At 37.8% G+C, this 18,307-nt stretch carries 19 protein-coding genes; 13 read left to right on the top strand and 6 right to left on the bottom strand.

Features of this window, described 5'->3' with window-relative positions; all coding sequences use genetic code 11:
• The first annotated feature begins 46 nt into the window (after positions 1 to 46).
• The 8 genes from DQN24_RS00285 (at position 47) to degS (ending at position 8,295) form a co-directional block, all read left to right on the top strand.
• Positions 47 to 559 (top strand): pilus assembly FimT family protein, encoded by a 513-nt coding sequence (locus DQN24_RS00285; RefSeq protein WP_054249351.1) that lies wholly within the window; start codon positions 47 to 49, stop codon positions 557 to 559.
• Positions 559 to 1,278 (top strand): PulJ/GspJ family protein, encoded by a 720-nt coding sequence (locus tag DQN24_RS00280; protein ID WP_111695216.1) that lies wholly within the window; start codon positions 559 to 561, stop codon positions 1,276 to 1,278. The genes DQN24_RS00285 and DQN24_RS00280 overlap by 1 nt, the downstream gene beginning before the upstream one ends.
• Positions 1,275 to 1,958 carry a DUF2572 family protein gene (locus tag DQN24_RS00275; protein ID WP_054249353.1) on the top strand — a complete coding sequence of 228 codons (684 nt, stop codon included), beginning with the start codon at positions 1,275 to 1,277 and terminating at the stop codon, positions 1,956 to 1,958. Before DQN24_RS00280 ends, DQN24_RS00275 begins: the two co-directional genes overlap by 4 nt.
• Positions 1,951 to 2,238: a DUF5374 domain-containing protein gene (locus DQN24_RS00270; protein ID WP_054249354.1), complete on the top strand. Its 288-nt coding sequence runs from the start codon at positions 1,951 to 1,953 to the stop codon at positions 2,236 to 2,238. Before DQN24_RS00275 ends, DQN24_RS00270 begins: the two co-directional genes overlap by 8 nt.
• 45 nt (positions 2,239 to 2,283) lie before the next feature.
• Positions 2,284 to 5,643, top strand: a complete 3,360-nt coding sequence (gene recC / locus DQN24_RS00265; protein ID WP_111695215.1) for an exodeoxyribonuclease V subunit gamma — start codon at positions 2,284 to 2,286, stop codon at positions 5,641 to 5,643.
• Between the two features lie 61 nt (positions 5,644 to 5,704).
• Positions 5,705 to 6,154: a transcriptional regulator NrdR gene (gene nrdR / locus DQN24_RS00260; protein ID WP_021034780.1), complete on the top strand. Its 450-nt coding sequence runs from the start codon at positions 5,705 to 5,707 to the stop codon at positions 6,152 to 6,154.
• A 2-nt stretch (positions 6,155 to 6,156) separates the two neighbouring features.
• Positions 6,157 to 7,275: a bifunctional diaminohydroxyphosphoribosylaminopyrimidine deaminase/5-amino-6-(5-phosphoribosylamino)uracil reductase RibD gene (gene ribD / locus DQN24_RS00255; protein ID WP_021034781.1), complete on the top strand. Its 1,119-nt coding sequence runs from the start codon at positions 6,157 to 6,159 to the stop codon at positions 7,273 to 7,275.
• Complete coding sequence (gene degS, locus DQN24_RS00250; protein WP_005688381.1) at positions 7,276 to 8,295, top strand: outer membrane-stress sensor serine endopeptidase DegS; 1,020 nt, start codon at positions 7,276 to 7,278, stop codon at positions 8,293 to 8,295.
• 73 nt (positions 8,296 to 8,368) lie between these two features.
• On the opposite strand, the gene mutM is transcribed toward degS, so the two are convergent.
• From mutM to radC, 6 genes are all read right to left on the bottom strand, one after another.
• Positions 8,369 to 9,184: a DNA-formamidopyrimidine glycosylase gene (gene mutM, locus DQN24_RS00245; RefSeq protein WP_021034782.1), complete on the bottom strand. Its 816-nt coding sequence runs from the start codon at positions 9,182 to 9,184 to the stop codon at positions 8,369 to 8,371.
• Between the two features lie 226 nt (positions 9,185 to 9,410).
• Complete coding sequence (gene ddc, locus DQN24_RS00240; protein WP_021034783.1) at positions 9,411 to 10,946, bottom strand: L-2,4-diaminobutyrate decarboxylase; 1,536 nt, start codon at positions 10,944 to 10,946, stop codon at positions 9,411 to 9,413.
• 192 nt (positions 10,947 to 11,138) lie between these two features.
• Positions 11,139 to 12,503, bottom strand: coding sequence for a diaminobutyrate--2-oxoglutarate transaminase (locus tag DQN24_RS00235; protein WP_111695214.1), 1,365 nt, complete (start codon positions 12,501 to 12,503; stop codon positions 11,139 to 11,141).
• Positions 12,504 to 12,848: 345 nt separating this feature from the next.
• Positions 12,849 to 13,019 carry a 50S ribosomal protein L33 gene (gene rpmG, locus DQN24_RS00230; RefSeq protein WP_005613503.1) on the bottom strand — a complete coding sequence of 57 codons (171 nt, stop codon included), beginning with the start codon at positions 13,017 to 13,019 and terminating at the stop codon, positions 12,849 to 12,851.
• Between the two features lie 11 nt (positions 13,020 to 13,030).
• A complete protein-coding gene (gene rpmB, locus DQN24_RS00225; RefSeq protein ID WP_005542826.1) occupies positions 13,031 to 13,267 on the bottom strand; it encodes a 50S ribosomal protein L28 in 237 nt (78 codons plus the stop codon).
• A gap of 212 nt (positions 13,268 to 13,479) precedes the next feature.
• Positions 13,480 to 14,145, bottom strand: coding sequence for a RadC family protein (gene radC / locus DQN24_RS00220; RefSeq protein WP_050846688.1), 666 nt, complete (start codon positions 14,143 to 14,145; stop codon positions 13,480 to 13,482).
• A 162-nt stretch (positions 14,146 to 14,307) separates the two neighbouring features.
• Between radC and coaBC the strand changes: the two genes are divergently transcribed.
• The 5 genes from coaBC (at position 14,308) to crp (ending at position 18,139) form a co-directional block, all read left to right on the top strand.
• Positions 14,308 to 15,522, top strand: a complete 1,215-nt coding sequence (gene coaBC / locus DQN24_RS00215) for a bifunctional phosphopantothenoylcysteine decarboxylase/phosphopantothenate--cysteine ligase CoaBC (RefSeq protein WP_111695213.1) — start codon at positions 14,308 to 14,310, stop codon at positions 15,520 to 15,522.
• Between the two features lie 568 nt (positions 15,523 to 16,090).
• Entirely contained in the window at positions 16,091 to 16,546 is a 456-nt protein-coding gene (dut, locus tag DQN24_RS00210) for a dUTP diphosphatase (protein ID WP_044330861.1), read from the top strand.
• Between the two features lie 3 nt (positions 16,547 to 16,549).
• On the top strand, positions 16,550 to 17,206 hold the full coding sequence (gene slmA, locus DQN24_RS00205; RefSeq protein WP_111695212.1) for a nucleoid occlusion factor SlmA: 657 nt from the start codon (positions 16,550 to 16,552) through the stop codon (positions 17,204 to 17,206).
• A 22-nt stretch (positions 17,207 to 17,228) separates the two neighbouring features.
• Positions 17,229 to 17,480: a YheU family protein gene (locus tag DQN24_RS00200; protein ID WP_032824522.1), complete on the top strand. Its 252-nt coding sequence runs from the start codon at positions 17,229 to 17,231 to the stop codon at positions 17,478 to 17,480.
• On the top strand, positions 17,465 to 18,139 hold the full coding sequence (crp, locus tag DQN24_RS00195) for a cAMP-activated global transcriptional regulator CRP (RefSeq protein WP_032824524.1): 675 nt from the start codon (positions 17,465 to 17,467) through the stop codon (positions 18,137 to 18,139). Before DQN24_RS00200 ends, crp begins: the two co-directional genes overlap by 16 nt.
• The last annotated feature ends 168 nt before the right edge of the window (positions 18,140 to 18,307 follow it).

Below are 18,307 nucleotides of genomic sequence, written 5' to 3'. Positions count from 1 at the left end.
TACTCATTATTTATCATTAAAGTGCGGTAGAAAATTGGAGCGTTTTATGCAGAAAGGTGTGACATTAGTGGAATTATTGATTGGGTTAGCAATCATCAGCATTGTGCTGAGTTTTGTCGTGCCATTATGGCAAACCGATTCACCTAAAACGATTTTAACCAAAGAGCAACATCGCCTGTATTTATTTCTACGACAAATTCAGGCTCGGGCAGAAAATTCATCGGAAGTGTGGTTTTTACTTATCAATCGGAACCTTGCGACACAACAATGGTGCTTAACGGCACAAGTAAAAAATAACCAAACTTGTGATTGTTTAAATCCGATAAATTGCCCGAAAGAGGTTTATGCGCATTTTTACTATCCTTATTTTCCTAATAAAACGATGATTCAAAGCCATCATATTTATCCAAAAGAAATCACGAGATTTGATGGCATTCGTAATACTATCGTTACTCGTTGCTTTATTTTGCAAGCAGAAAATGAACGTACGTTATTTTTATTTTTCAATGTTGGCAGTATTCGTTTAAAAACCAATCAATTTGATAGTGCTTGTAATTAATGATGAAAACATTATTAAAAGGGCAAATCCTATTAGCACTGATGATTTCACTGGCTTTGTCTTCTTTATTGCTGCTAAGCATTTCGCATTTTTATGTGCAAATACAAACACAAAACCAACAAATGTTATTACATTTAAAATTACAAGCTGAATTACAACGAACATTACAGTTAATAGGTAAAGATCTTCGCCGATTAGGATTTCGAGCATTAAATGCAAAACTGACGGAAAGCAATTTATTTTTATTTGAATTAGATGAACAAGGCACAGCCATTTTTATTAGCCAAGAAGATAATGCGCCACCTAATAGCTGCGTGTTATTCTTTTATGATTTAAATAAAAATGGGTGTATTGGTAAAGGTTCGCCGAAAACCTGTATGAAAAATGGGAAAAATACATCTAAAAGTAGTACTGAAGAATTATTTGGCTATAAAGTGAGTAACAAAATGATAAAAACCAAACTGACTTATCAAAGTGTTATTCCTACTAATTGCACGGCAGAAACGTGTAAACGTGCTTTTCAACAAACCGCTTGCAACGCTGGGGGAGGTTGGGCAGATTTATTAGATAACAACGAATATGAAATTACTAGGCTACAATTTAATTGGTTAATTGAAGGCAAAGGATTAGAAATCAAGTTAAAAGGAAATTTAAAACAAGCCCCAAACATCAGTTATGAAACCTCCCTTGTTGTTGCGCTCTGGAATCAAAAACAATGACAACACAAAAAGGCATTATTACGCTGACTATTCTGATTTTTATTTCGGGTTTATTAAGCGTAATCTTATTGTTAGATGATAGCCATTTAAGTTTTTTTCGGGCGCAACAAAATCAACGAAAACACTATGTGGAAAGAACATTACAATTACAAAAAATGACAGAGGAGAAAAAACAAACTGCCTGCCTTGATTTACCCTTAAATAATAATGAAAGTGTAAAGCAAATCAGCATTACGCTTGATGGTGCCACAGATTCAATTCAATATTTTCTTTGGTGTGAAAGAATGAGCCTATTTAAAAAATCGCCTAAACAGGGAGATAATCAAGGTGCATTGAAAGATTTCATTCACACAGAAAAACTTACAGATTTTCGACCGCACTTTTCTTCCCCACCCAGAATTTTAAACGCGAATAAAACACCTAAACTTTATTGGTTTTCAGATTCACAAGCGGAAGTTGAAATTAATGGCACGGTGTCTGCCGTATTAATTGCAGAGGGCGATTTAAAATTGACTGGCAAAGGGAGGATTAGTGGCGCAGTGATTACCAACGGGAATTTAACTTTAGATGGCGTAACTTTAGCTTATGGGAAAAAGACGGTAGTAACCTTAGTTCGACAATATAGCCAGTGGAAGTTAGCAGAAAAAAGTTGGAGTGATTTTAATGTTCAGGATGAATAAAGGAATGTCGCTTATTACATTGTTATTTTCTTTAGCTTTATTTAGCGTTTTATTTCTTGTTTTTAATCAATGGACGGCAGATCAGCGAAAAAGTGCGGTAAAAACTTATCAAGATTTTCAGGCAACACAAATTGCAGAGAATCAAGCTCAACGCCAATTTTTAGGGTTAGCTTGTGAACAATTGATACAACAAAATGGCTTAACTTTTCGTATTCGATGTGAAAATGAACGCATTATTGTGCGTTATCCTACGAGTGAAATTTTGATAAAAACTCAGTAAAATGGCGTTGTTTTTTCTAGGTTAAATCATCAAAAGGTCGCCATTGTGTTCATTGTTTATTATTCCAATCAGCTTGAAAAACAAAAAGAAATTCTTTCTTCTTTATTCAAATCTTTACCACCTGAAGATCCTTTTCAACAAGATATTATTTTGGTGCAAAGCCCTAATATGGCGCAATGGCTACAAATTGAACTCGCCAAAGAAACAGGCATTTCAGCGAACCTAAAATTTCCTATGCCAGCAAGTTTTATTTGGCAGCTTTATGCTCAAAATTTACCCGCAACGGCATTGGAAAACCCTTTTGATAAAGATTCAATGATGTGGCGTTTAATACGCTTAATCCCGACTTTTCTCGAGAAAGAAAATTTTTTGCCTTTACGAAATTATTTAGCATCTTCGCCACATTCTGAACAATACAAACTTTATCAACTTAGCAGTAAAATAGCCGACTTATTTGACCAATATTTAGTTTACCGAGCTGAATGGATTTTTGCTTGGGAAAAAGGCGAAGATGAACAAATCACTGCGCAAATACAAAAGCAACAACCTAACCTAAACGATACGTTGTTTGAGCAAATTCAAGGCAATACAAAATGGCAAGGGGAGCTATGGCGTGCGTTGGTCGTCGATGTTAAATCAGATGTTGATGATGCTACACATCGAGCGGCTTTGCATAATCAGTTCTTAGCCTTGCTTGCGGATAAAAAAGCACCGAAAAAATTACCTTCACGCATATTTATTTTTGGTATTCCTGCGCTTCCAACTGCTTATCTTAATATTTTGCAAGCGATATCCTCTGAAGTGGATATTCACTTATTTTTTAATAATCCTTGCCAAGAATATTGGGGGGATATTAGTGATCTACGCCTTGATTATTTGCGTTCTCGCAAGCGTTATCAATTCAATAAACAAGATGAAAATCAACCGCTCTTTTCCGAGGATCAACTTTCTCAACTAGAAAACGCTCAGTTTGACGTCACTTATCAAAAAGAAAACCTTCAACTAGGCAATCCATTACTGGCGGCTTGGGGAAAAATGGGGCGAGATTTTCTCTATACATTGGTGAGAGATGAAGAACATATTCCAACTTATCCTGTCAATGCTTATCAAGAAATTAAATCAAACAGTTTGCTTGGGCAATTACAGTCTCAAATTCTGCATTTAGAAAATAAACCGTTAAATATCGCAAAAAATGACCGCACTTTAACCCTACATTCTTGCCACAGTGCTATGCGAGAAGTGGAAGTATTGCACGATTATTTACTGGATTTATTCAATCAAGCTCCTAGCCTTACGCCAAAAGATGTGGTTGTTATGGTGGCAGATATTAACCAATACACACCCTATATTCAGGCAGTTTTCGGGCAAAAAAATGGAGATGCGCCACAAATTCCATTTTCACTTTCAGATAATAAACTTTCAGAAAGCGATGTGTTGGTCTCAAGTTACTTAACTTTATTACGCTTAAAAGAAAGCAATTTTAGTGCAGAGGATGTTTTAGCGTTGTTGGATATTCCTGCGATGCGAGAACGATTTAATATTTCCCTTGCTGATTTACCATTAGTGCGAGAATGGGTGGCGGATTCAGGGATTCGTGTCGGTTTGCAAAAAAATCAAGATGGCATCAATTTCAATTCTTGGCAGGCTGGATTAGAACGAATGATTTTAGGTTATGCGATGCGTGAAGAACAGGGCATTTGGCAAGATAGTCTGGGCTTAAACAGCAGTTATGGCTTAAAGGGTGAACTCGCTGGCAAGTTGTCACAGTTTTTTACCGTACTTTCCGCGCTGCATGAAACGCTGCAACAAGCACATTCCATCGAAAAATGGCAAGAAATTTTAACCGCACTTTTATCAGATTTCTTCATACAAAATGAAGACACTAGCGACACGATTTTCTATATTCAAGAGAAAATTAATGAATTAGCTGAGCATCTAAAATCGCTCCATTTTAATGAAGAATTACAAGCAGAAGTGATCGCCGATGTCATCACAATGCAATTGGAAGATGCGCCAAATAGCCTCAAATTCCTTGCAGGAAAAGTAAATTTCTGCACCTTATTACCAATGCGTTCAGTGCCATTCAAAGTGGTTTGTTTACTTGGAATGAATGATGCGGATTACCCAAGAACACAAACACCAAACAGTTTTGATTTAATGCAATATCATTATCAAAAAGGCGATCGTGTTCGCCGTGATGATGATCGCTATTTGTTCTTAGAAGCCTTATTGGCAGCACGTGATTATTGCTATATCAGCTATGTTGGGCGTTCCATTACAGATAATCAACCGAAAGAACCATCCGTATTGGTAAGTCAACTGTTGGATTATATTAATCAAGGGCAAAAGGAAAATGTCCTTACTGTCATTGAACACCCAATGACCGCATTTAGCCCAGATAATTTCAAAAACAACGAAAAATTTACCCGCTCTTTTGCGACAAAATGGTTGCCAATAGCACAATTTGACACGGTGGCTAGCAATTCAGAATTTGCCGTCACTATGACAGAAAACCCAGAAAAAATCGAAGAAGTTGAAGTGGATTCTTTAGTCAGCTTTGTGGAAAATCCAGTGAAATTTTTCTTTGAAAAACAACTCGGTGTTTATTTCCGCGATAAAGATGAACGCATTGCTGACAGTGAAAACTTCACTTTAAGTGGGTTAGATAATTATTCTCTCAATAATGACTTAATTTACCTTGATGAACAAAATTTTGCTGATTATTTTAGACAAGCAGAAGTAAAAGGCGTGTTACCGCGCGCAGAGTTTGGAAAGGTTTATGCTGAAAATATTCGCGACAATGTTCTAGAATTTAAAGAGAAAATAGCCGATCTTGGCGAGCCTAAACAGGCTTCTATAGATTTTAATATTGCCGTAGATTGGCAAAACGAAAATCAAAAAATACGTTTATTTGGTTATATGGACGCTTTATTTGGCGATAATTCACAAGTCATTCACTGGCATTTTGCGAAATACAAAGATCGCTATTGTATTCGTCCTTGGATTTATTATTTAATTCAATGTGTTACACAAGAAAATGCGGTACCAGCAAAATTAATTACGCAAGATAAGGTTCTCGAATTACCGACTATTGAGCGTGAAGTTGCGCTTGCTCAATTACAAATTTACGTAAAAGATTATTTACAAAGTCAAATTGAAATCCAATTAGTGCCAACAGTAAGAAATATAAGTGATTTTATTGTGAGTGATGAAAATTCTGTTTCTGAAAAACTTCAGGAATTAACTGAAAGTAATGGTTTCGGGTCAAAAGCCGATCCATATTGGTCACGCGTATTGGCGCAAACCTCAAGATTTGAACAAGCTGGAAATATCGAAAAATTATTAAAACAAACAAAAGATTGGTTTGGCTTATTATTCGCACAAAAGAAGACAAGAAAAGCATAAAGCAATCGTCAAAGAACCGATTTTTTGCTAAGATAACGACCCTTTTTACGGAGAATTGTTTATGCGCTGTCCATTTTGTGATACAGAAGAAACTAAAGTCATTGATAGCCGTTTAGTATCTGATGGTTATCAAGTTCGCCGCCGCCGTGAGTGCGGTCATTGTCACGAACGTTTTACTACTTTTGAAATGGCAGAATTAATCATACCGAAAATTATCAAAACTGATGGTACACGTGAGCCATTCAATGAAGATAAATTGCGTAGCGGTATTCAACACGCCTTAGAAAAACGTCCTGTAAGTGCAGATGATGTAGAAAAAGCAATTAACCATATAATTTTTCAATTACGTGCGACGGGTGAACGTGAAGTACCAAGTAAACTGGTTGGAAAACTCGCGATGAATGAGTTAAAAAAACTCGATAAAGTGGCTTATATTCGTTTTGCATCAGTCTATTTGAGTTTTGATAACATTAATCAATTCACCAAAGAAATTGAGAGCTTAAAGGATTAACCATGAGCGAATTTTCCTCACAAGATCACGTATTTATGCAACGCGCCTTAGATTTAGCCACCAAAGGACAATATACCACCACACCGAACCCATCGGTGGGATGCGTATTGGTAAAAAATGGTGAAATTGTGGGAGAAGGCTTTCATTTTAAGGCTGGACAACCTCATGCCGAACGCGTTGCTTTAGCTCAAGCTGGCGAAAATGCCAAAGGAACAACAGCTTACGTCACCTTAGAGCCCTGCTCTCATTATGGTCGCACCCCACCTTGTGCATTAGGATTAATTGAGGCTGGCGTAGTAAAAGTCATTGCGGCTATGCAAGATCCAAATCATCAAGTCGCAGGGAAAGGTTTGAAAATGTTGTCTGATGCCGGCATCGAAAGTGCGGTGAATTTATTGAGCGATCAAGCAGAAAAAATAAATAAAGGCTTTTTAAAACGAATGCGTCAAGGTATGCCTTTTGTTCAACTCAAACTCGCGATGAGTTTAGATGGACGAACAGCAATGGCAAGTGGAGAAAGTAAATGGATTACGGGTTCAGATGCTCGTTCAGACGTACAAAAAATGCGTGCAAAATCATCCGCACTTTTATCTACTTCTGCGACAATAATTGCAGATGATCCAAGCCTTAATGTACGCTGGGACGAATTTCCTGAAAATCTTAAAACAGAATATAAAAAAGAAGATCTTCGCCAGCCTGTGCGAGTCATTTTAGATTCACAACATCGCATTCAGCCGACTCATAAACTTTTTTTAACGTATTCTCCTGTTTGGTTAGTTTCTAATGAACCACGAGATTTAACAGGCTTTCCTGATTTCTGTGAACAAATTATTCTTCCAAAAGAAAATTTACTAAAAGAATTAATGCAAGAATTGGGAAGACGACAAATAAATACCCTTTGGGTAGAAGCTGGAGCAAATTTAGCAGGGAGTTTAATTGATGCGAAATTAGTAGATGAATTGATTATTTACGTTGCACCCAAATTACTTGGCGACAATGCTCGTGGTCTATGCCAATTACCGAATTTAACTAAACTTGCCGATGCACCATTATGGCAACTCAATGAATTAGAACAAATCGGTGACGATATAAAATTAACTTACACGCCGAAAGGAATCTAAATGCTTAAAAAACTTTTCCATTCCGCCCTTTGGGGCTTGGCTGCTGCGGGCGTGATTTTGTTTGCGGTTCCAAGACTGAATAACAGCAACATCTTCACTACTGATGATATTGTATCATTCAAAAATGCCGTGCGTATTGCCTCTCCAGCAGTAGTGAATGTTTATAACCGCTCTTTTTCTTCCAGCATTAATGATAATGAGCAACTACAAGTGAATAACTTAGGTTCTGGCGTAATTATGAGTAAAGACGGTTATATTTTGACAAATAAACACGTTATCCAAAATGCCGATCAAATTGTAGTAGCGTTGCAAAACGGAAATATTTTTGAGGCCAGTCTTGTTGGTTCAGATAATCTCACTGATCTCGCTGTTCTCAAAATTCGTGCAAATAATCTTTCAACTATTCCACAAAATTCAAATCGTCAAGCTCAAGTCGGCGATGTAGTGTTGGCAATCGGTAATCCTTACAATTTAGGACAAAGTGTGTCTCAAGGAATCATTAGCGCAATGGGTCGTAATGCGGTAGGTGATTCTGTTGGCAGACAAAACTTCATCCAAACCGATGCATCAATTAACCGCGGAAACTCAGGCGGTGCCTTAATTAATTCTGCAGGAGAATTGGTAGGAATCAGCACACTTAGTATTGGTAAAACCGCCAATGAAATCGCAGAAGGACTAAATTTTGCCATTCCAATAGATATTGCAAATGATGTACTACGTAAAATTATGCGTGATGGACGTGTGATTCGAGGTTATTTTGGTGTGCAAAGTGATATTAGTTCAAGTAGTGAAGAAGGAATAGTTATCACAGACGTAAGCCCGAATAGCCCTGCAGCAAAAGCAGGTATTCAAGTTGGCGATGTGATTTTGAAATTAAATAATCAAGAGGGGATTTCAGCCCGAGAAATGATGCAAATTATCGCAAATACAAAACCTAATTCAAAAGTTCTTGTTACTATTTTACGGTTAGGCAAAATCTTACAAGTTCCTGTTGTCATTGAAGAATTTCCAGTAAACTAAAAATAGCGGTCTATTTTGACCGCTGTTTTCATTATATTTAATACTTTCTTTTCAATTTGAAAATTTATTTGTTCTAACCCCTTTTCTGACATTTCGGGCAAAAGAAACTATTACGCTGCCCAATAACTAAACTTTCAATTTTTCCACCGCACTTTGGACAAGGTTTATCTTTATTGCCATATACCAATAATTCTTGTGCAAAATAACCTGGGCGACCATCTGGCTGTAAAAAATCTTTAAGTGTCGTTCCACCTTGAATAATGGCTTTTCTCAAAACATCTTTAATCGTGTTCACTAAGGAAATACATTGATTGCGGGTCAGATTTTTAGCGAGTTTAAGTGGATGAATACCACAAATAAACAAACTTTCATTCGCATAAATATTTCCAACACCCACCACCACAGCGTTATCCATCAAGAAGGTTTTAAGTGCGGTTGATTTTTGACGAGATTTTTTGAATAAATATTCTGCATTAAATTCATCAGAAAGCGGTTCAGGCCCTAGCTTTAAGAAAAGATGAAAGTCATCTAGATTCTCCGTCCACAACCATGCACCGAAACGACGAGGATCGTTATAACGTAATAATTTGCCATTATTCATCACAATATCAATATGGTCATGTTTATCTATTGCGCTATCCTGTGGCACAATTCGCACCGAACCTGACATGCCCAAATGCCCGATGATATAGCCTTTTTCCGTGTGAATAATCAAATATTTTGCTCGACGAGTGAGATCGACAATTTTTACCTTTTTTAGCGTTATCAATTCTTCTGATACAGCCCAGCGCAATTTAGGCTGGCGTACGGCAACTTTCTCAATCGTAAAATTTTTAAGATAAGGGCTAATACCACGTAGTGCAGTTTCAACTTCGGGAAGTTCTGGCATAATTTTTAACTTAGTGAGTAGATTGAATAATGATATAAAGTGCGGTTAGTTTTACCATTTTTTATATTCTTTGAAAATTAAAATGATGAATATTTCAAAAATATAGGTAGTTATCTAATGGATAAAATTTATATATCTCGTTTAATCTATGCTAAAAGATTTTTATTTTACAGAATAACCGCTTGTCTTCAGATACAAGCGGTTATTTTTTGTGTTAATTGACTAATTAATCAATGGGTGGTGTGTAAGTGCTATTTTTGATGTCGTCTTTAATACGATTTGCTTCTGTTAGTACTTGAGTTAATAACGCTTTAACATTTTCCAATGTTGCAATCGGGCTTAGGGTAGTCATTTTCAGTGATTGTTTGTCGCCTACTTTAGTCACGCCAATATTCGCTTCGCCTCGTGCAAAGAGTTCATCTGCCACGTTTTGGTTTAGTGCATCAATAAATTCAGCTGGATAGTCTTTTGGTACGACACGGAATAACACCGATGCAAACTGACTTGGTACAAGCATCTCTAAGGCTGGAGTATCGTTGATGTATTGCTCGACTTCTTTGGTTAGTTTTACGCCGTGATCGATCATTGAAGCGTAAAGATCTTCTCCCAATGCTTCAAGGGTAAACCATAATTTTAATGCGTCAAAACGACGAGTTGTTTGTAGCGATTTTGCCACTAAGTTTGGCACGCCGTGAGCTTCATCATATTCCGAATTGAGATAATCAGCTTTGTAATCGATGAAGCGATAGTTTGCTGGATCCTTGAGCAAAAATGCACCACAGGAAATGGTTTGGAAGAAGTGTTTGTGGAAATCTAGCGTGATTGAGTCGGTTAATTCAATACCAGCTAAGAAATGGCGATAATCTTTGGAAAGCAATAATGCGCCACCCCAAGCAGCATCAACGTGTAACCACGCTTGATATTCATCGGCAAGTTTGCGGATTGCTTTTAAGTCATCAATTGCACCCGCATCTGTTGTGCCTGCGGTAGCAACAATACAGGCAGTAATTTTGCCTTCGGCTTTAAGCTGTGCAAGTGTTTGCCTAAGTGCAATCACATCCATTTGTGCATTGGTATTTGATGGCACAGTAACGACTGATTGGAAACCCATTCCCATCATTGCCATATTTTTTTGTACAGAGAAGTGTGCGTTTTCTGAACAAATTACTTTCACTTTTTGTATTGCTTCCGCTGGAATACCATCACGTTGTACTGACCATTCGGAGCCATCATTATTTTTCCAATGTTTCGCAATCGCCCAATCACGTGCCAGCAACACACCCATTAAATTTGATTGCGTGCCACCAGAGGTAAACACGCCCGAAGTGCCTTCGCCGTAGCCTGCTTTTTGGCGTAGCCAGTCGATCAAATGCTCCTCCATAATTGAACCTGCTGGGCTTTGATCCCACGAATCCATTGATTGGTTGGTCGCATTAATCAGTACTTCCGCAATTTGACTTGCCACTATTGTTGGGCAATGTAAATGGGCAAGTGAGTGTGGATGATGCACTTTAAGGCTTGGATTGAGGAAAATTTCCACCAAATGATCGAGTGATTTCTGTACACCCATACCCTCTTTCGTCGGATTAAAACCGCTTATTAAGGCTCGCATTTGTTTGATTGAACCGCCTGTGTACATTTTTTCATTTTTCAGCCAAGCAGAGACTGCTTGCACCGCATTATGCATCGCTGTTTCATAATCAGTAATTGCTTTGCTATCGTTGCAAAACAAAGCTTGTTTGTGTTGTTTGAGGTTTGACACTGTTATCTAATTTCCTAAAAGATTCCCCCTCTTTAGCAAAGAGGGGGTAGGGGATATTTAGCAGAAGAAAATTCAACTTTGTGAGTAATTAAACATTGTAATCAAATTTCCCCCTTGCCCCTATTTTTAAAGAGGGAGGATAATTACTAAGCGGTCAAAATTCACAAAAATTTTGAAAAATTTAACCGCACTTTAGCCTCTCACGGCTTTTAATGCGTCTGCTACAGATTGCTTGAAACGTTTGATAAATTCTTCGCATTCACTTTGGTTGATGTTTACTGCACAAAGCACGCGAACCACGTTGCCACCGCGTCCGCCACGTTCGAGCAAGAGTTTGTTTTTGAAGCAAGCTTTTTGGATTGCTGCCGCTAATTCACAATCGCGTGGGTAAGCCCCTGTTGCATCTTTTGGCTGGCGTTCATCAACAATATCAATGCCCATCATTAAGCCACGACCACGCACGTTACCAATACACGGATATTCTTTGCTTAATTCACGTAATGTATTGGTTAAGTATTCGCCACGTTCTTGCGCATTTTGTGCAAGGTTTTCATCACGCATAATTTTAAGTGACGCATAACCCGTTGCCATCGCTAATTGATTGCCACGGAATGTACCTGTATGTCCTGCAGGTTGCCACGCATCAAATTCTTTACGGATAGCTAATACAGCTAATGGTAAGCTGCCACCAACTGCTTTTGACATCACAATAATATCAGGCTCAATACCTGCGTGTTCAAAGGCGAACATTTTTCCAGAACGACAGAAACCAGCTTGTACTTCATCTAAGATCATTAAAATACCGTGTCTTTGGGTAACTTCACGTACTTTTTGTAAGAAGCTGATTGGTGCTGGCACAACGCCACCTTCCCCTTGGATTGCTTCTAAGATCACCGCAGCAGGTTTTACCACGCCGCTTTCTATATCTTCGATGAAGTTTTCAAAATAATGTTCAACTGCTTTCGCACCCGCTTCTCCACCAATGCCAAATGGGCAGCGGTATTCGTGTGGATATGGCATAAATTGTACGCCCGGCATTAAATTTTCAACGGCATTTTTTGCACCAAGATTACCTGTTAAGGCTAATGCCCCTTGGGTCATACCGTGAAAACCGCCTGAGAAAGCGATGATATTGCCACGCCCTGTGTAAGTTTTGGCTAATTTGATGGCTGCTTCATTTGCATCTGCACCAGAAGGGCCTGTGAATTGTAAGATATATTTATCTTTCGGGAAGAATGACAATAATTCTTCACTAAACGCATCTTTAAGTGGAGTGGTTAAATCTAAAGTGTGTAACGGCAATCCGCTATCTAATACGTCTTTAATGGCTTGCATTAACACAGGATGATTATGTCCTAATGCAAGGGTTCCTGCGCCTGCTAAAAAGTCGAGGTATTCATTACCTTCAACATCAGTAACCCAACAGCCTTGTGCTTTTGCATAGGCAAAAGGTAATTTGCGAGGATAACTACGTACGTTGGATTCCATTACATCTTGGCGATCTAAAAAATGTTGGTTTGAAGCAAGAATTGCTTGTACAGGGGTGATCATTGTCATTTTGATTAAAACCTTCTAAAAGAGGTGAAAAAAATAAGTCGGGTGCCTTGCGATAAATTTACCGTTTATAAAACAGATACATAGGGCATTTGACTCGCTACTTATTAAAAAAAGCGTTTCAGCTTTTTTGTTTTTACCCTAGTTTGCCCACAGGACGGGCTAGGTTGGAAACAGGTTTTGATGTAGGGTTACGTCAAAACGGGGACAATTGTACATTTTTTTTACAATATGAAAAGCAAATTTAACTTTTTACGAGTCAAACGGTTAAATAAGAAGCAAACGTTTGTAATAAGAACAAATAAAAAACCCGAGTTTTTACTCGGGTTTAAAATAATTAAATCAATATTATTTGATTTTTGCTTCTTTATAGATAACGTGTTTACGCACTACTGGATCAAATTTTTTGATTTCCATTTTTTCAGGCATATTACGTTTGTTTTTATCAGTTGTGTAGAAGTGACCTGTCTCTGCAGTAGAAACTAAACGGATTTTCTCACGAGCACCTTTAGCTGCCATTTTTTAGCTCCTTAGATTTTTTCGCCACGAGCACGGATTTCAGCTAATACTGCATCAATGCCTTTTTTATCAATAATACGCATACCTTTCGCAGTTAAACGTAAGGTTACGAAACGGTTTTCACTTTCAACCCAGAAACGGTGAGTGTGAAGGTTTGGAAGAAAACGACGACGTGTCGCATTCATTGCGTGTGAGCGGTTATTACCCACAGCTGGACGCTTGCCTGTTACTTGACAAACTCTAGACATAATAATCTCCAATAATTAAATATAAGCTCGAGCTTACGGTTCGGATGTTTAAAGCTGGTTAAACCTAGCTTGCTACCTCGTCAGGTCGCGCTAATCCGACCCGCTTACTATATTAAAGGTCGCAAATTATACTGACTTTGTTTTCATTTCTCAAGTGTAAATGCGATTTTCCTGAATGTAATCGGTAAAAAAATGGTCAATATTATAAAAAATTATAATAAACAATTCTCCGCGAAAGAATAACAATCGCTTTTCCCTACAATTAAATGATCAAGCACGCGAATTTCCATTAGTTCAGCTGCATCTTGAATTTTTTTAGTAATAAGCTGATCCGAATAACTCGGCTCCGTTACACCTGAAGGATGATTATGTGCCAAAATTAAAGCTGCTGCATTACAATAGAGTGCTTCTTTAATAATTTCTCGAGGATAAACCGCTGATACATTAATTGTACCTAAAAATAACCGCTCTTTTTTAATCAGACGATGTTGATTATCCAAAAATAAAACCATAAACACTTCTCTTTCTTCGTGTTGCAATTCAGTGAGTAAAAAAAGTTTTACAGTTTCAGGATCATTAATAATCGGCGTACTTAACATCTCTTGTTTTAAATAACGCTTGGTCATTTCCGTAATTGCTTGTAGTTGAATAAATTGCGTAATACCTAAGCCTTTTACAGAACAGAAAGCTTTTTTATCTGAGGAAAGTAAAGCGTGCAAGGAGCCAAAATGCGTTAATACATTTTTAGAAAGTGACATAACAGGACAACCTTTGATACCAGTACGTAAAAAAATCGCAAGTAGTTCATAATCACTTAATGCTTTTGCTCCGAATGCCAGCAATTTTTCCCGTGGCATTAAATCATCATTGTTTTCCATAAATTTATGAAAGAAAAATAAGAAAGATTTTGACCGCACTTTTTAGCTTTGACGAGTGAGTGATTCAAAATCTGCGATATAGATCGCAAAAATAGCGTTGGGCATTCGACAAAATTCAAGTAAAATGGGGAAATTGTGGTTGAGTACTAACAAGGTAAGAAAATGAATTTAAACGGAAAACATATTGTAGTCGGTATAACTGGCGGTATTGCAGCCTATAAAACAATAGAGTTGATTCGTTTATTACGCAAAGCAGAAGCTGAGGTACGTGTAGTATTAACCCCTGCTGCGGCAGAATTTGTTACACCTTTAACGCTTCAAGCCATTTCAGGCAATGCTGTCGCACAATCTTTACTTGATCCACAAGCAGAGCTGGCAATGGGTCATATTGAACTTGCCAAATGGGCTGATGCCATTATTGTTGCTCCAGCTAGTGCAGACTTTATTGCCCGTCTTACTGTAGGCATGGCGAATGATTTACTTTCAACAATTTGTCTTGCGACTGACGCACCAATTTTTCTTGCCCCTGCAATGAATCAACAGATGTATCGTCAATCTATTACTCAACAAAATTTAACGGTTCTTCAAACACGTGGGATTACGCTTATTGGCCCGAATAGTGGTTTTCAAGCTTGCGGCGATATGGGGAAAGGGCGGATGTCAGAACCAGAGGAAATTTTTACCGCACTTTCTGACTTTTTCTCTCAAAAACAAGATCTACAAGGATTAAATGTCGCCATTACAGCAGGCCCAACGCGTGAGTCCATCGATCCTGTTCGTTATATTTCTAACCATAGTTCAGGGAAAATGGGATTTGCGATTGCTGAAGCATTTGCCAAACGAGGGGCGAATGTCACGTTAATTTCAGGGCCAGTGAATTTAACAACACCAAAAAATGTAAATCGAATTAATGTCATCTCAGCACAAGATATGTGGCAGGCTTCTCTTGAAAGTGCGGTGAAAAATCAAATTTTTATTGGCTGTGCGGCTGTTGCTGATTACAGAGTAACTGAAGTTGCTGACCAAAAAATCAAAAAATCTGGCGATGAAATATCTATTAAGTTAATTAAAAATCCCGATATTATCTCAGATGTAGGACATTTAAAAACACATCGTCCTTTTACTGTTGGATTTGCAGCGGAAACCCAAAATATTGATGATTATGCAAAAGATAAACTTGAACGCAAAAATCTTGATATGATTTGTGCCAACGATGTATCTGGCGGACAAGTTTTTAACGCTGATGAAAATGCCTTGCAGCTTTTCTGGAAAAATGGCAGTAAAACACTGGCATTACAGTCGAAAGCAGATTTGGCGGTGGATTTGGTAAGTGAGATTGTTGAACAATATAAACAATCGATGTTTAACCGAGGGTAAGTATACCCACGGTTAATTATAGTGATAGTAGTTCCCCTTTGGGGAACGTTTACCCCAAGGGGGTAACATTGCAACTAGCCTAGGGTATATTATCCTAGGTAATTAAATATTATCGCAATGATGTTTAACCGTGGGTAAGTATACTCACGGCTAATGATGGTAATAATAGTTACCCCCAAGGGGGTAACACTGCAACTAGCCTAGGGTATACTTACCCTAGGTAATTAAATATTATCGTAATGATGTTTGACCGAGGGTAAGTATACCCACGGTTAATTATAGTGATAGTAGTTCCCTTGGGGAACGTTTACCCCAAGGGGGTAACACTGCAACTAGCCTAGGGTATACTTACCCTAGGTAATTAAATATTATCATAATGATGTTTGATCGAGGGTAAGTATACCCACGGTTAATTATAGTGATAGTAGTTCCCCTTTGGGGAACGCTTACCCCAAAGGGGTAACATTGCAACTAGCCTGGGGTATATTACCCTAGGTAATTAAATATCATTGCAATGTGTTTTACCCTAGGCAATCAATCGCAGAATGAATTTCAAACGGAGTATTACATGAAAAAAATTGACGTAAAAATTTTAGATCCTCGTATTGGCAATGAATTTCCTCTGCCAACTTACGCAACTGAAGGTTCTGCAGGTCTTGATTTGCGGGCGTTGATCGATGAAACTTTTGAAATTCAAGCGGGGGAGACAAAATTAATTCCAACGGGGCTTTCAATTTATATTGCAGATCCAAATTTAGCTGCCGTGATTTTGCCTCGCTCGGGTCTTGGTCATAAACATGGCATTGTGCTAGGAAACCTTGTAGGATTAATTGACTCCGATTATCAAGGACCATTAATGGTATCAATGTGGAATCGTGGAAATGAGCCATTCAAAATTGAAGTTGGCGATCGTATTGCTCAACTTGTTTTTGTGCCTGTGGTACAAGCTGAATTTAATATTGTAGAAGATTTTCAACAAACCGAACGTGGCGAAGGCGGTTTCGGTCATTCAGGTAAACAATAATTTATGGTAGAAGAACAATTATCTTTATCAGGCGTAGAAGAGATTGCGCCTAAAATTGAAACTCCAAAAATTGAAAAAAGAACGGTAAAAGAACGCCGTCAGCAAGTGCTTACAGTATTGATACATATGCTTCATTCGGAACGTGGCATGGAGCGTATGACAACGGCTCGTCTAGCAAAAGAAGTTGGTGTATCTGAAGCGGCACTGTATCGTTATTTCCCAAGTAAAACAAAAATGTTTGAAGCATTAATTGAACATATTGAAAATACTTTGCTGAGCCGAATTACAGCGTCAATTCGTAACGAAACTCAAACAATGAATCGCATTCACGACATTTTACAAACAATTTTGGATTTTGCCCGTAAAAATCCTGGATTGACACGTGTTCTAACAGGTCACGCATTAATGTTTGAAGAAGCTCAATTACAAGCTCGTGTGGCACAATTTTTCGATCGTCTTGAAATGCAGTTTGTCAATATTTTACAGATGCGAAAATTGCGTGAAGGGCGTGGCTTTAATGTGGATGAACGCATAATTGCTTCGCATTTAGTGACACTATGTGAAGGACAATTTATGCGCTATGTTCGTACTAATTTCCGTCTGAATGCAAGCCAGTCTTTTGAACAACAATGGCGTTTTATCGAGCCACTTTTTGCCTAAATTGACTTTACTGAGTAAATATATGATTATTCCTTGGCAAGAACTAGAAGCAGAAACATTAGATAATATCGTAGAAAGCGTGATTTTACGCGAAGGAACTGATTACGGTATAGAAGAACTTTCACTCAACCAAAAAAAACAACTTTTACTGACTCAAATTCGCAATGGAATTGCGGTGATTGTATGGTCTGAATTGCATGAATCCATTAACATCAAAAATAAAACGGAATTTTTGAAACAGGAATGTAAGGAGTACGAATGTCAAATGAATTAACTGAAGTTGATGATGTTGTAACATCTCCGCAGGAAGAAACAACACCGAATGATCCCATTTTAGATTGGTTTCTTACCCACTGCCATTTGCATAAATATCCTGCAAAATCAACTTTAATTCACGCAGGGGAAGATGCGACTACGTTGTATTATGTAATTAAAGGCTCTGTAATGGTGTCTTCAAAAGATGATGAAGGCAAAGAGATGATTCTCACTTACTTAGGTGCAGGACAATTTTTTGGAGAAGCGGGATTATTTGATGAGGGTTCAAAACGATCAGCTTGGGTAAAAACAAAAACAACATGTGAAATTGCTGAGATTTCTTATAAAAAATATCGTCAATTAATTCAAGCAAACCCAGAAATCTTAATGTTTTTAACCGCACAATTGGCAAGACGTTTGCAAAATACATCACGTCAAGTAAGTAACCTTGCATTCTTAGATGTAGCAGGGCGTATCGCTCAAACACTGATGAATTTAGCTAAACAACCCGATGCAATGACCCATCCTGATGGTATGCAAATCAAAATTACACGCCAAGAAATAGGGCAAATGGTGGGTTGTTCACGGGAAACTGTGGGACGAATTATCAAGATGTTAGAGGATCAGAACCTTATTCATGCCCATGGAAAAACCATCGTTGTATATGGCGCAAGATAATTTTTCATCATAATTTATTCAAAATAAAACCATCCGAAATCAATTTGGGTGGTTTTTGTTTAATTGGAAAGAATATTCAAAACATTAATTGACAATTAATATAAAGGATTTTATCATTGCTTCACTTCTTACGGATATTGTAAGAAGACAGGATTGGTCTCCTGATAT

Source organism: Haemophilus influenzae, from assembly GCF_900475755.1.
Classification (GTDB): Bacteria; Pseudomonadota; Gammaproteobacteria; order Enterobacterales; family Pasteurellaceae; genus Haemophilus; species Haemophilus influenzae_D.
This window is presented reverse-complemented; position numbering and strand designations above follow the sequence as displayed.